Source organism: Glutamicibacter soli, from assembly GCF_003309065.1.
In the GTDB taxonomy this organism is placed as follows: Bacteria; Actinomycetota; Actinomycetes; order Actinomycetales; family Micrococcaceae; genus Glutamicibacter; species Glutamicibacter soli.
On the sequence record NZ_POAF01000002.1, the window covers coordinates 445,409 to 457,711 of the forward strand.

The window sequence follows — 12,303 nt, forward strand, 5'->3', positions numbered from 1 at the left end:
GAAACTATTGGGTTTATTCAGGTTTGGCGACTACTATCGATGAAAAGATACGTTTCGCCCCGCATCGGCGCATGACCGGAAAGACAAACCGGAACATGTTGCTGGCGGGGTCTTTGCTTGCATCTGTAGGAATGCGGCATCCGCCAAACGTACCGAATCCGACTTCGTCGAGGCCACCGTACAGGTGGCTTTCCACTTTCCTGAGGAAGGTGCGGCGAGGTCCCGACTGACCAAAGGAAGTACAACCGTGAGCACCAACAGCAACGAACCCATCGTTTGGCTGACTCAGGAAGCCTACGATCGGCTCAATAATGAACTGACCTTCCTCTCCGGCCCGGGCCGCGCCGAGATCGTTGCCCGTATCGAGCAGGCCCGTTCCGAGGGCGATCTGAAGGAAAACGGTGGATACCACGCAGCCCGCGAGGAGCAGGGCAAGGCCGAAGCGCGCATCCTGTACCTGAAGGACCTGCTGCGCCGTGCGCATGTCGGTGAAGCTCCAGCCGATGACGGAGTTGTCGAGCCGGGCATGCTGGTCGTGGCCAACATCGCCGGCGACGAGACCACTTTCCTGTTCGGTTCGCGCGAGGTTGCCGGCGACACCGACCTGGAGGTCTACTCCGAGCAGTCCCCTATCGGCGTGGCAGTGCACGGCGCCAAGGTGGGCGACAAGCTGACCTACGCCGCCCCGAACGGCCGCGACATCAAGGTGGAGATCATCTCCGCCAAGCCGTTCTCCGCCTAGCACCCGCCAGGCAAGACCATAAGCCGCTGGCCGCCCCCTTACGGGGGCGGCCAGCGGCTTTTTGCGGGTTCCGGCTAGGCGACGGAGCCGCCTGCGGTATTGGTGATGTGCGGGTCGAATCCTTCGGCGCGCAGGTTGTTCAGCACCATCTTGGAGTGCTCGTGGCCCTTGGTCTCCAAATCGATGGTGATCGCCACGTCGCCCATGGACAGCGATCCGCCGATGCGGGTGTGGTCCAGGCGGGTCACGTTGGCATCCGATTCGGCGATGATGCGCGAGATCTGCGCCAGGGCGCCTGGGCGGTCCGGAAGCATCATGCGGATGGTCAGGAAGCGTCCTGCGGCGGACAGGCCGCGCTGGATCACCTTGAGCATCAGCAGCGGGTCGATGTTGCCGCCGGAGAGGATCACCGCGGTGGTCGCCGGGTTGATCCCGTGCTCCTCCAGCTTGTTCTCCAGCAGCGCCGCGACGCCCACGGCGCCGGCCGGCTCCACCACCAGCTTGTTGCGCTCCAGCAGCACCACCAGGGCGCGGGCCAGCGCGTCCTCGGAGACGGTGACGACGTCGTCCACCAGCTCCTTGATGATCGCGAAGGGCAGCTGGCCGGGTTTGCCCACGGCGATGCCGTCGGCGATGGTGTGCACGGTGTCCAGCGGCACCAGGGCGTCCGCCGCCAACGACGGCGGGTAGGCCGCGGCGTTCTCCGCCTGCACGCCCACCACGCGGATCTCGCGGCCCAGCTCGCGGGCGCGTTCCTTCAGCGCGATGGCCACGCCGGCCAGCAGCCCGCCGCCGCCCACGCCCATGAGCACGGTGTCCACCTCCGGCAGCTGCTCCAGCAGCTCCAGCCCGATGGTGCCCTGCCCGGCGATGATGTCGGGGTGGTCGAAGGGATGCACGAAGACCGCGCCGGTTTCATCCGCGAAGCGCTGTGCCTCGGCCAAGGCCTGGTCCACCGTGTCGCCGAACAAGACGACCTCGGCGCCGTGGTCCCGCGTTGCGGTGAGCTTGGGCAGGGCGACACCCAGCGGCATGTAGATGCGGGCCTTGATGCCCAGGTGGCTGGCGGCCTGCGCGACGCCCTGGGCATGGTTGCCTGCCGAGGCGGCGACGACGCCGCGGGCCTTCTCCTCCTCGCTGAGCTTGGCCATGCGCACGTAGGCGCCGCGGACCTTGAAGGATCCGGCGCGCTGCATGTTCTCGCACTTGAGGTAGACCTCGCCGCCCAGGTGCTGGGACAGCACGCGGGAGTGCTCGACCGGGGTGAGCGCGATAACCGGCTTGAGGACCTTCGCGGCTTCTTCGATATCCGCCAGGCTGACCGGAAGTTTGGTTTCAGTGTTCATGATTCTTGTCCTCGGGATGCTCGGGAAGCCGGGGTGTCGGCGCAGGTGATGATGTTGGTGGAGCCGCTGGGGTGGCCGCAGCTTCCAGGTCGGATGCGGGGGCTCTGGCACCGGCCAGATTCGTGCCGTAGTTCTGCGCGACGAATGGATCGTCTTCCCAGCTGCGCCGGGAGAGGTACTTGACGACCGTGTTCAACACGGCCAGCAGCGGCACGGCGAACAGGGCTCCGGCGATATTCGCCACCATGGTGCCTCCGGCCACGGACAGCACCACGGCCAGCGGGTGCAGGCTCACGGCCTTGCCCATGATCAGCGGCTGCAGGATGTGCGATTCAGCCTGCTGCACCAGCAGCACGATGGCCAGCATGATCAACGCATTGACCCAGCCGTTGGAGACCAGCGCGAGCAGCACGGCCAGTGCTCCGGTGACCAGCGCGCCGACCACCGGGATGAAGGAGCCGATGAACACCAGCACGCCCAGCGGCAGGGCCAGCGGGACACCCAGGAAGAATGCGCCGAAGCCGATGCCCAGCGCGTCGATCAGCGCCACCAGCATCTGCACCCGCACGTAGCGCACCAGCGAGGACCAGCCCCGGGTCAGCGCCCCGTCCATGGCGGGCCTGGCGCGGCGCGGCAGCAGGTTGATCAGGAACAGCCCAACCCTGCGCCCATCCAGCAGCAGGAAGATCAGGCAGAAGACCGTCAGCAGGACCCCGGTGAGGATCTGGCCCAGTGCCGAGCCCCAGCTGATGGCTTCGCTCAGGATGTTGCTTGCGTTGCCGCGCAGCTCGGTGAGGGCGTCGTCCAGCACGGTTTGCAGGTCGTCATTGGTCAGCTGCAGGGGGCCGTTGAACAGCCAGTCCTGGATCTGCTGGATGCCGGTCAGCGCTTGCGTCCACAGGTCGGCGAACCCGGCGCCAAGGCGCTGGCCCGCGATCGAAAGACCGGCCGTCACCAAGGCCAGGAAGCCGATCAGCGTGATGCCCACGGCCAAGCCGTGGGGCACCGCGAGCTTGGCGTGCAGGATCTTGACGACCGGCGACAGCAGACTGGTCAAGAGCGCGGCAACCATGACGGAGATCAGCAGTAGCGAGACCTTGGACAGCAGCCAGAAGACCACCCCCAGCGCGGCGACGATGATCAGCAGGCGCCAGGCCCAGCTCGCCGCCAGGCGCACCCCGTACGGCAGGTCCTCGGCCGTGCGCAGGTCCAGCGACTCGACGGGGACCACGGCGGGCTGGGCGGACTTCAGGGTCGGCAGGTTGCCTCGCAGACGGCGCAGACGCTCTAACCGATTACTTTTCATGTCCCTACGCTACCGCGCCGAGTGCACGCCGATGGATTCCATGTCCAAATTGTGACAAAAAACAAGGACCAGTACCCGATATGGGCACTGGTCCTCGAAATCTACTTCAATATGGCTACTCGTCGCCACGCAGGATTGCCAGAATGCGCAGAATCTCGGTGTAAAGCCAAACCAAGGTCACCGTCAGGCCGAAGGCGCCGCGCCAAGCCATGATGGCCGGGGCACCCTGCTTGGACAGTTCCTCGATCATGGTGAAGTCCGAAACCAGCGCGTAGGTGGCCAGCAGGATCGCCAGCACGCCGATGATCAGGCCCAGCGCCCCGCCGCCGGCGCTGCGCAGGCCGAACATGCCGTCGACGACGCCGGTGAGCATGAGCACCATGTTCAGCAGCGAGAAGACGACCATGCCGATCATGGCGACCATGAACATCTTGTTCAGCTTCGGGGTCATGCGGTACTTGCCCGAGCGGTACAGGGCCAGGGTCACGCCGGCTACGGCGAAGGTGGCGACCACTGCCTGGATGGCAACGCCTGGGTACAGACCGTCGAGGAACTGCGACAGGCCACCGAGGAACAGGCCTTCGGCTGCAGCGTAGAGGAGGATCAGCGCCGGGGAAGGCTTCTTCTTGAAGGCGTTGACCAAGCCGAGGACGAAACCGACCAGGGCGCCGGGAAGCATCAGGGCAGGAACCACCCAGCCAATGGCCGCGCCGATCACCACAAGGCCGAGGGTGAAAATGGTCTTGTTGATGGTGTCGCCGATGGTCATGCGACCCATGTCGGCGCTGGTGGCGGCCGGCTGCTGGTACATGTTGTCCAGCTGCTCGGCGCTCAGGTTGGCGGTGTCACGGAATCCAACCGGAGCACCGGGCTTGGTGGCCCATGCGTCGGCCTGGTTCTTCGAACCAAAGATTGGGTTGCCGCTCAAGATTATTCCCCCGTAGGTTGTCTGGTCAGTAGGCAGGCAGTACGAAATATTGCTGTTCTTAACAGTATTGATAATTGCTGTGAATCTGCTCAGTCAAAGGGATGATTTCAGCCTTTGGAGACCGAAATTTCTACTCCATGAGCGAAAATCCCGGCCGCTGGACGGCCGCAGAGGCTGCGCTTGGATGCACTAAAGCTCCGGCCGCCCTTGCGGGAAGTCCGGAGCTTTCAAATGTGGTGCCCCCAGTGGGACTCGAACCCACAAGCCTTGCGGCAGCTGATTTTAAGTCAGCCGTGTATGCCAATTCCACCATAGGGGCAGGACTCTAAAATCCTACGCGATCGATTCGGGAAACGGGAAATTGCCCGGCACGCAGGTTGGGGACCGCCTGCAAGGCGATCCCCAACCCGTGATTCGATCATCGGCCGCGAAGTGCTACTTCTTCGGCTTGGCGGTTTCCTCGAAGGCGGTGCGCGGTGCTTCGAGGTTGTTCAGCTGCAGCGCGTCGCGGGTGAAGAACCAGGCAACCATCCAGTCGCCGACCACGCGGAACTTGCGCTCGAAGGTCGGCATGGCCATGCCGTGGTAGCCGCGGTGGGCCATCCATGCCGGCCAGCCCTTGAGCTTGATGCCGACGACCTTGGCAACACCCTTGTTCTTGCCGAAGCCTGCCACGGCGCCGAGGTTCTTGTGCTTGTATTCCTTGATGCGGCCAACGCCGTAGCGGGCTGCGTACAGGTTCTTCGCCAGCAGCTTGGCCTGGCGCACGGCGTGCTGCGCGTTCGGCACGCAGGTGCCGTCCGGCAGGCCGCCGGTGACGTCCTTGACTGCCGAAACGTCGCCGGCTGCCCAGGCGCCTTCCAGCGCATCGCCATTCGCGTCCTTGATGCGCAGGTCGGTGCGGGTCTCGATGCGGCCGCGCTGCTCGATCGGGAAATCGGTGGAGCGGACCATCGGGTTGGCCATGACGCCGGCGCACCAGATCAGGGTGTCCGAGTAGAAGGCGTCGGCCGGGGACTTGTCGGCCATGTTGATCAACTGCAGGTAGCCATCGGTGGCGTCGGCCAGCGAGGTGTTCAGCAGGACCTCGATGCCGCGGCTGCGCAGGTGCTCGACAACCCATTCGGCCTGCTCGGCGGTCACTTCAGGCATGATGCGGCCCATGGCCTCGACCAGCACGAAGCGGACTTCGCTCTGCTGCACGCGGTCGTTCAGGCTAACCAGGTGGCGTGCCATGTCCTCGAGCTCGGCGATGGTCTCGATGCCGGCGAAGCCGCCGCCGACCACCACGAAGGTCAGGGCGCGCTTGCGGGCTTCAGGATCAGTCATGTTCGAAGCCGACTCGATGCGCTCGGCAACCTTGTTGCGCAGCGCGATGGCCTCTTCGATGGTCTTCAGGCCGATGCCCTGCTCAGCCAGGCCGGTGATCGGGAAGGTGCGGGTGACCGCACCGGCGGACATCACGACATCGGTGTATTCAAGTTCGTACTCTTCGCCGTTGACCGGAGCGATGACGGCCTTCTTGCTGGCGTGGTCGATGCTCAGCACGCGGCCGTTGATCAGCTCGGAGTGCTTGAGGTGCTGACGGTGGGAGACCACGACGTGGCGCGGTTCGATCTGGCCGCCTGCAACTTCCGGCAGGAACGGCTGGTAGGTCATGTATGGGTTCGGGTCGACCACGGTGACGATGCCGCCGTGGGACTTAACCTTCTTCTGCAGATTCATCGCAACGTACAGGCCAACATAGCCACCGCCAACGACGAGAATGCGAGGACGCTTCTGGGAGCTTTCGATGATCGACATACTGTCGATTCTACGCGGATTTTCGGAGTTAGTGAAAATATTCACTAACTTAATGAGTATGTTTAATCACGTATCCATCCCCCTTCCGGCCACGGTGCGGAGCATTCGCCATGGCAGCCGGTGATCAGGGTGCGGATTCCGTGTTTTTCACGGCTGTTTCACTGTCCGAAAGCGCCGTCCCGGCAAGCTGGCGGACGGCACGCGGTGGTGCCGCCCGGCCGAGGCGCGTCGGACGTGCAATGGTTGGGTCGTGCGCGCATTCCGAAGGTTCCTGATTTGCCTGGCCACCTTGCTGACGCTGCTGGGAGCTGCCGGCAGCGTCATCATGTTCCTCCAGCCCTGGCGAAGCTGCCCGGAGATCGATGACAGCTCCGCCGGCTGCCCCGCCACCGAAAGCGACCTCGCGCTGCTGGGGCTGGCAGTTGCCGCAATGCTGATCGGGCTCGTCCTCTGGATCGCCGCCGTTCCCCGGTACCAGAGGATCACCGGTGAACTCGTGGCGCCTTTCGGGGCGCTTCCGGTGTCACCGGCCCCGGGCGCCCCGCCCGTTTCTTCCAAACTGCATTCCGCGGACGAAAAGCAATGAAGAGGCAAATGACCCGGCGTCCTTGCGGACACCGGGTCATCATCTACTTCTCGTCCTCGGGAATATCGTCGAACAGGTCGCGTCCCTCATTGGGCTTGCCGACCGGCAGGTCGCTGAGCTTGGCCGAGTGCACTTGGGCTGTCAAGGCCTGCTTCCGGGCCCTGGAGCCGACCTGCACACCGCCGATGACCAGCACCAGCAGCAGGATCAGCGATCCGCCGATGACCAGCACCGGCTGCAGCGCCGGGGTCGAGGTGTCCGGGGCGATCGGTTCCGGAGCCGCCACCTGCTTCAGGTCCGACTTCTCCTTGGAAACGCCCGGGTCGGGCACGTCCGAGGCCTGGTCGCTATTGCGGCGGTGCACCCGGATCCATTCGGCGATGGTGCCCAGCGGATTCTCGCTGACCGCCGGGACGTCCGCATTCACCGCGGCGTTCGCATCGATGATGCCGTAGCCGTAGAGGTTGTCGACCCCGTCGGCACCGGTGTCCTTGGCGGTCTTCAGGATGCGGTTGATGACCTGCTCCGCGGGCATGTCCGGGTACTTGGAGCGGATCAACGCCGCCACGCCCGCCACGAGCGGCGCCGCGCCGGAGGTGCCCGACCAGCGGGCGTAGCCGTTGTCCGGCAGCCCGCCGACCAGCTTCTCCGCCGGGGCCGCCACGCCGATGGAGATGCCCTCCGTGGAGGAGTCCTGCGAGGCCTTGCCGTTCTCGTCGACGCCCGCGACGGTCAGCACCCCCGGGATCGTGGCCGGCGCGCCGACCTGGTTCATGCCGCCGGAGCGGTTGCCTGCGGCGGCCACGACAACCACGTCGCGCTCCTCGGCGTACTTGAATGCTTCGTCCCAGCTTTCGGGCCAGGCCGGGCTGGTGGAGCCCAGGGACATGTTGATGACCTTGGCTCCGGAGTCCACGGCGTACTTCACCGCCTTGGGGATCTGCTGCTCCACGGAAATGCCCGATGGGTTGCCGTCGCCCATCCACAGCGACACGGACAGCAGCTCGGCCTTGGGCGCCACGCCGAGCACCCCGTCCTTGCCGCCGGTCAGTGCCGGGACCTTTTCGTATTCGGGTTCGTCCGGGACGTCCTTGTCATCTTCCTCGGCGGTCTTCTTAGCCTGTTCCCAAGCCGACTTCAACCGCTGGTTCTCTGAGGTGACCCGGTCGATTTCCCCCTGGTTGTTGCCGCGGCCGGCCAGCAGGGTGGCCACCAGGGTGCCGTGCTCGCTCATCACGCCGATGGGCTTATCGCCCTTGGCGCCCCCGGCCCCGGACATGTCGGCGCCGCCCACCACGGCTCCCTTCAGGTCGCGGTGGCTCGTGTCGATGCCGGTGTCGATGACGGCGACCTTCACGCCCTCGCCCTTGGTTTCCTTCTGCGCCTCGGTGACTCCCAGCGACTTCAGCCAGTATTCGGCGTTGCGCATCTCGTCGGCCTGCGCCACGGAGCTGGGCAGCAGGAACGCGAAGGCCAGCAGGGTCGCGAGCAGGGCCGAAACGGCGGTGCGCGCGCCGGCCGGGCGGCCGGAACGTACTGGTTGTTTCAAGGTCATCTCCTGCCCTGTCTTGCCTGCGGTGTAATCAAGCGCGCTGCGCGGCAGAGGCCGCGATGCCGTCGAGGATGTCGTGCTCCGAGGCAACCAGCAGCATCTCGCGGTGTCCGCTGGCGCGCTCAAGGTAGTCCAGGATGCGCTCGACGATGACCGCCCCGGCCTGGATGACGTCCACGCGGCCCGGATGCATGAAGCCCAGCGCCTGACGCTGCTCGCGGGTGTAGGAGAGCATCGAGGCGGTGGCCTGGCGCATCTGGGCGAAACTCAGCTCGGCTCCGTGGATGGCCGCGGAATCGTACTGCTTCAACCCCAGCGCCTGCGCGGTGAGGGTGGTGCAGGTGCCTGCGACCATGATCACCGCGTCGACCTGGCTCACGTCCACCACGCCGTCCAGGGTCTGCAGGGTTGAATCCAGGAATTCCAGGCTCTGTCGCGAGCGCAGCCCATCGAGGTGGAAGCGTTCGGTCACGCGCACGCAGCCCATGTCCAGGCTTGCGGCCGCGAGCGGACCGCTCTGGTCGCCCAGCACGAACTCGGTGGATCCGCCGCCCAGGTCGATGACCAGCACCTGCCCGGGTTTGCCGGCGCGCACCGAGGCGGCTCCGGCGAAGGACAGCTGGGCCTCCTCCTGGCCGCTGATGACCTCCGGCTCGACGCCGAGGATCGAGGTGATCTTGCTGGTGAACAGCTCGCGGTTCGAGGCGTCGCGGGCGGCGGAGGTGGCCGCGAAGCGGATGGCCTGGACCTGGTGCTCGTCGCACAGCTTCTTGTATTCCTTGACCGCCGCGAAGGTGCGCTCCAGGGCTTCGGGGGCGAAGGCGCCGGTGGCGTCCACTCCCTGGCCCAGGCGCACGACGCGCATGGTGCGCACCACGTCGCGCAGCTCGCTGCCATCCGCGGCGACGTCGGCGATCAGCAGGCGGATGGAGTTGGTCCCACAGTCGATACCGGCGACGCGCATTACTTCTGCTCCCCGGCGTTCTGCGCGGCCTCGCGGGCCGCGCGCTTCGCGGCGCGTTCGGCGCGCTTGACGGCCGGGTCGACCTTTTCCTGGGTCTTCACGTGGCGCGAACGGTCCTGGCTGGGGGCCTGGCCCTCGGTGTCCCAGGCGCCACCGCAGAAGCACTTGTCCTTGGTCCACCATGGCGCGATGGCTTCCAGCGCCTCGTCGCCCAGCGGGTTCACGCCGTCGCCGGCGGCCAGCGAATGGCCCACCAGCACGTGCAGGCACTTCACGCGCGTCGGCATGCCGCCGGCCGAGACGCCGGCGATCTCCGGCACCGCCCCGGTGCCCGAACGCTCGCCGATGGCGTCGCGGTTGGCCAGGTATGAGTCGTGGGCCGCGGCGTAGGCGGAGGCCAGCGGCGCCTCGGCGGCCAGGCGATCGTTCATCTCGTTCATCAGCCCGGCGGCTTCCAGCCGCGACACGGCGGAGGTGATCACCGGGTGGGTCAGGTAGTAGGTCGTCGGGAACGGAATGCCCGAGGACAGCCGCGGCGCGGTGGTGGCGACCAGCGGGTTGCCGCACACGCAGCGTGCACCGATTTCCACCACATCCCGCACCGGACGGTTCAGCTGGCGGCTGAGGGTGTCCAGGTCCTGCTCGCTGGGTACTCGTCCGGCGGCGTCCAGGGCTTCGCGGATGGGCTGTTCAGTCACGTTTCGTCTCTTTGCGTAGTTGGTCAGTCTGTTGCGGAACGGGTGATCGAGTCGATGAGCGCATCGACCCAGGGCAGTTCCTGGCGCACTTCGTAGGTGCTGCCGTTGCCGGATTCGGCGCTCTGGTCTTCGGGCTTCTCGCCAACAACCATGTAGAGCTTCTCACCGGGCATCACCAAGTTTATCCGCTCGCGGGCCTGCTGCTTGATGTACAGCGGGTCATCCCACCGGGCGATCTCCGCTTTCAGCTCGTCGCGCTGGGCTTCCATCGCCGCGATGGAAGCGCGCAGCTCGTTGATCTGGGCCATCTGGGTGCGGTAGTAGTTCACCGTGGGAACCAGCATGACCGCGAAGAAGGCGAAGACCACGATCAGCGCGGCGATGCGTCCGGAGAAGCGGTGGGCCGCCACCGGTTCGCCCTGCTGGACCGGCGCCTGCGGCTCGGGCTTCTGGCCCGGCTTGCGGCGCACTGCCATGGAGAACTTGGCCCGGTCTTCGCGGCGCCGCTCGTTCTGCTTTTCCTTGGCGCGCTCGCGCAGCGGACGCTTGGAACCCTCGGGGTGGGCGGCGCGCTGGGGAGCAGGGGCGCCCGGTTCCTCGGGTTTGGCGCGGCGGCCGGCCGGTGCTGCCGGTTTGCCGGCGGCAGGCTTGGCGGCCGAAGGCTTGGAGCTGCCGGGCTTAGAGCCACCCGGCGTGGAATGGGCCTGCGTGGACCGCGAGGGGCTGGGAAGCTTGCGGACCTTCGGCGCGGACGCGGGGCGTTCGGTGTCCCGCACGATATGCAGTGCATCGGTCGCCGGTTCGGGCTCGGGGGCCGGCGCCTGGCCGGCGGCGGCGCGGTTCGCGGCCTCCGGGAATTCCAGCGGCTTGCCTTGTCCCTGGTGAGGGGTGTTCCTTCGTGGCATGCGCGGTGGTCGCTGGGCCATATTCCCCCATTCCCCATGGTGTTCTGCAAGTGGTACATCCGTGGAAAATCCACGATATCTCCATTAAATAACGAAAAGCCCGCCGGTATCCACTACCGACGAGCTTATTCGCTTTAGCTGGTGATTAGCTGTTGAAACGCGGGAACGCGCTCTTGCCAGCGTAAACTGCCGAGGCGCCGAGGTCTTCCTCGATGCGCAGCAGCTGGTTGTACTTGGCCACGCGCTCGGAGCGGGCTGGGGCACCGGTCTTGATCTGACCTGCGTTGGTGGCCACGCAGATGTCCGCGATGGTCACGTCCTCGGTCTCGCCCGAACGGTGCGAGGTGATGGTGGTGTAGCCGGCACGCTGGGCCAGGGTGATGGCGTCCAGGGTCTCGGTCAGGGTGCCGATCTGGTTGACCTTCACCAGCAGCGAGTTGGCGGTGCCCTTTTCGATGCCGTCGGCCAGGCGCTGCGGGTTGGTCACGAACAGGTCGTCGCCCACCAGCTGCACCTTGTCGCCGATGGCGTCGGTCAGGGTCTTCCAGCCGTCCCAGTCGTTCTCGTCCAGCGGATCCTCGATGGAAACCAGCGGGAAGTCGGCAACCAGGGCTGCGTAGTAGTCGCTCATCTGGGCGGCCGTGCGGGCTTCGCCTTCGAACTGGTAGGCGCCGTTCTCGTAGAACTCGGAGGAGGCGACGTCCAGGGCCAGGGCGATGTCCTCGCCCGGGGTGTAGCCGGCGCGCTTGATGGCCTCGGTGATCAGTTCCAGTGCCGCGCGGTTGCTCGGCAGGTTCGGCGCGAAGCCGCCCTCGTCGCCTAGGCCGGTGGAAAGGTTCTTTTCCTTCAGCACGTCCTTGAGGTTGTGGTACACCTCGACGCCCCAGCGCAGGCCCTCGGAGAAGGACTCGGCGCCCAGCGGGGCGATCATGAATTCCTGGATGTCAACATCGGAGTCGGCGTGCGAGCCGCCGTTGAGGATGTTCATCAGCGGAACCGGCAGGACGTGGCCGTTCGGGCCGCCCAGGTACTTGAACAGCGGCAGGTTCGCGCTGACTGCGGCGGCGTTGGCCACGGCCAGCGAGACGCCCAGGATGGCGTTAGCGCCGAGCTTGGACTTGTTGCTGGTGCCGTCCAGGTCCAGCATTGCCTGGTCGATGGCACGCTGGTCGGTGGCGTCAAGGCCCTCCAGCTCGTCAGCGATTTCCTCGATGACGGACTCGACTGCGCCCAGTACACCCTTGCCCAGGTAGCGGCTCTTGTCACCGTCGCGGCGCTCTACTGCCTCGAACTGGCCGGTGGAGGCGCCGGATGGAACGGCGGCGCGGCCGTGCGAACCATCGGTGAGCAGGACCTCGACCTCAACGGTCGGATTGCCGCGGGAATCAAGGATTTCGCGCGCGTGAATGGCGTCAATCAATGCCATGAGTATGGACTCCTTGTAGAAAGGGGTGGTCAATGGGCTGGCCAGCC

Annotated in this window: 11 protein-coding genes and 1 tRNA gene; 2 read left to right on the forward strand and 10 right to left on the reverse strand. The window is 65.9% G+C overall.

Annotated elements, in window-relative coordinates:
- The first annotated feature begins 247 nt into the window (after positions 1-247).
- Positions 248-742, forward strand: coding sequence for a transcription elongation factor GreA (gene greA / locus C1H84_RS05620; protein ID WP_047118436.1), 495 nt, complete (start codon positions 248-250; stop codon positions 740-742).
- A gap of 74 nt (positions 743-816) precedes the next feature.
- Here greA and ilvA read toward each other — a convergent pair whose 3' ends face one another.
- The 5 genes from ilvA to C1H84_RS05645 all read right to left on the reverse strand — a co-directional run bounded on the left by ilvA (position 817) and on the right by C1H84_RS05645 (position 6,125).
- Positions 817-2,088: a threonine ammonia-lyase gene (gene ilvA, locus C1H84_RS05625; RefSeq protein ID WP_053797497.1), complete on the reverse strand. Its 1,272-nt coding sequence runs from the start codon at positions 2,086-2,088 to the stop codon at positions 817-819.
- A complete protein-coding gene (locus C1H84_RS05630) occupies positions 2,078-3,394 on the reverse strand; it encodes an AI-2E family transporter (RefSeq protein WP_053797496.1) in 1,317 nt (438 codons plus the stop codon). Before C1H84_RS05630 ends, ilvA begins: the two co-directional genes overlap by 11 nt.
- A gap of 115 nt (positions 3,395-3,509) precedes the next feature.
- Positions 3,510-4,328 carry a Bax inhibitor-1/YccA family protein gene (locus C1H84_RS05635; RefSeq protein ID WP_047118433.1) on the reverse strand — a complete coding sequence of 273 codons (819 nt, stop codon included), beginning with the start codon at positions 4,326-4,328 and terminating at the stop codon, positions 3,510-3,512.
- 228 nt (positions 4,329-4,556) lie between these two features.
- A tRNA-Leu gene (locus C1H84_RS05640) sits at positions 4,557-4,641 on the reverse strand.
- A gap of 116 nt (positions 4,642-4,757) precedes the next feature.
- The gene (locus tag C1H84_RS05645; RefSeq protein WP_047118429.1) at positions 4,758-6,125 is read right to left on the reverse strand and encodes an NAD(P)/FAD-dependent oxidoreductase; all 1,368 of its coding nucleotides are present in this window, start codon (positions 6,123-6,125) and stop codon (positions 4,758-4,760) included.
- A gap of 289 nt (positions 6,126-6,414) precedes the next feature.
- Between C1H84_RS05645 and C1H84_RS05650 the strand changes: the two genes are divergently transcribed.
- Positions 6,415-6,711, forward strand: a complete 297-nt coding sequence (locus C1H84_RS05650; protein ID WP_146955902.1) for a hypothetical protein — start codon at positions 6,415-6,417, stop codon at positions 6,709-6,711.
- A 43-nt stretch (positions 6,712-6,754) separates the two neighbouring features.
- Here the strand turns inward: C1H84_RS05650 and C1H84_RS05655 are convergent, their stop codons facing one another.
- The 5 genes from C1H84_RS05655 to eno all read right to left on the reverse strand — a co-directional run bounded on the left by C1H84_RS05655 (position 6,755) and on the right by eno (position 12,256).
- On the reverse strand, positions 6,755-8,140 hold the full coding sequence (locus tag C1H84_RS05655; RefSeq protein WP_244910831.1) for a S8 family serine peptidase: 1,386 nt from the start codon (positions 8,138-8,140) through the stop codon (positions 6,755-6,757).
- A gap of 154 nt (positions 8,141-8,294) precedes the next feature.
- Positions 8,295-9,227, reverse strand: a complete 933-nt coding sequence (locus C1H84_RS05660; protein ID WP_113606797.1) for a Ppx/GppA phosphatase family protein — start codon at positions 9,225-9,227, stop codon at positions 8,295-8,297.
- Positions 9,227-9,925, reverse strand: a complete 699-nt coding sequence (locus C1H84_RS05665) for a DUF501 domain-containing protein (protein ID WP_113606798.1) — start codon at positions 9,923-9,925, stop codon at positions 9,227-9,229. Before C1H84_RS05665 ends, C1H84_RS05660 begins: the two co-directional genes overlap by 1 nt.
- Before the next feature lie 23 nt (positions 9,926-9,948).
- Positions 9,949-10,851, reverse strand: a complete 903-nt coding sequence (locus tag C1H84_RS18500; RefSeq protein WP_231735990.1) for an FtsB family cell division protein — start codon at positions 10,849-10,851, stop codon at positions 9,949-9,951.
- A 124-nt stretch (positions 10,852-10,975) separates the two neighbouring features.
- The gene (gene eno / locus C1H84_RS05675) at positions 10,976-12,256 is read right to left on the reverse strand and encodes a phosphopyruvate hydratase (RefSeq protein ID WP_053797492.1); all 1,281 of its coding nucleotides are present in this window, start codon (positions 12,254-12,256) and stop codon (positions 10,976-10,978) included.
- Between the last annotated feature and the right edge of the window lie 47 nt (positions 12,257-12,303).

Coding starts and splice junctions, on each gene's coding strand:
- C1H84_RS18500 (WP_231735990.1), bottom strand. CDS start 10,851: ATGGCCCAGCGACCACCGCGCATGCCACGAAGGAACACCCCTCACCAG.
- C1H84_RS05645 (WP_047118429.1), bottom strand. CDS start 6,125: ATGTCGATCATCGAAAGCTCCCAGAAGCGTCCTCGCATTCTCGTCGTT.
- C1H84_RS05630 (WP_053797496.1), bottom strand. CDS start 3,394: ATGAAAAGTAATCGGTTAGAGCGTCTGCGCCGTCTGCGAGGCAACCTG.
- C1H84_RS05660 (WP_113606797.1), bottom strand. CDS start 9,227: ATGCGCGTCGCCGGTATCGACTGTGGGACCAACTCCATCCGCCTGCTG.
- eno (WP_053797492.1), bottom strand. CDS start 12,256: ATGGCATTGATTGACGCCATTCACGCGCGCGAAATCCTTGATTCCCGC.
- ilvA (WP_053797497.1), bottom strand. CDS start 2,088: ATGAACACTGAAACCAAACTTCCGGTCAGCCTGGCGGATATCGAAGAA.
- C1H84_RS05655 (WP_244910831.1), bottom strand. CDS start 8,140: ATGCGCAACGCCGAATACTGGCTGAAGTCGCTGGGAGTCACCGAGGCG.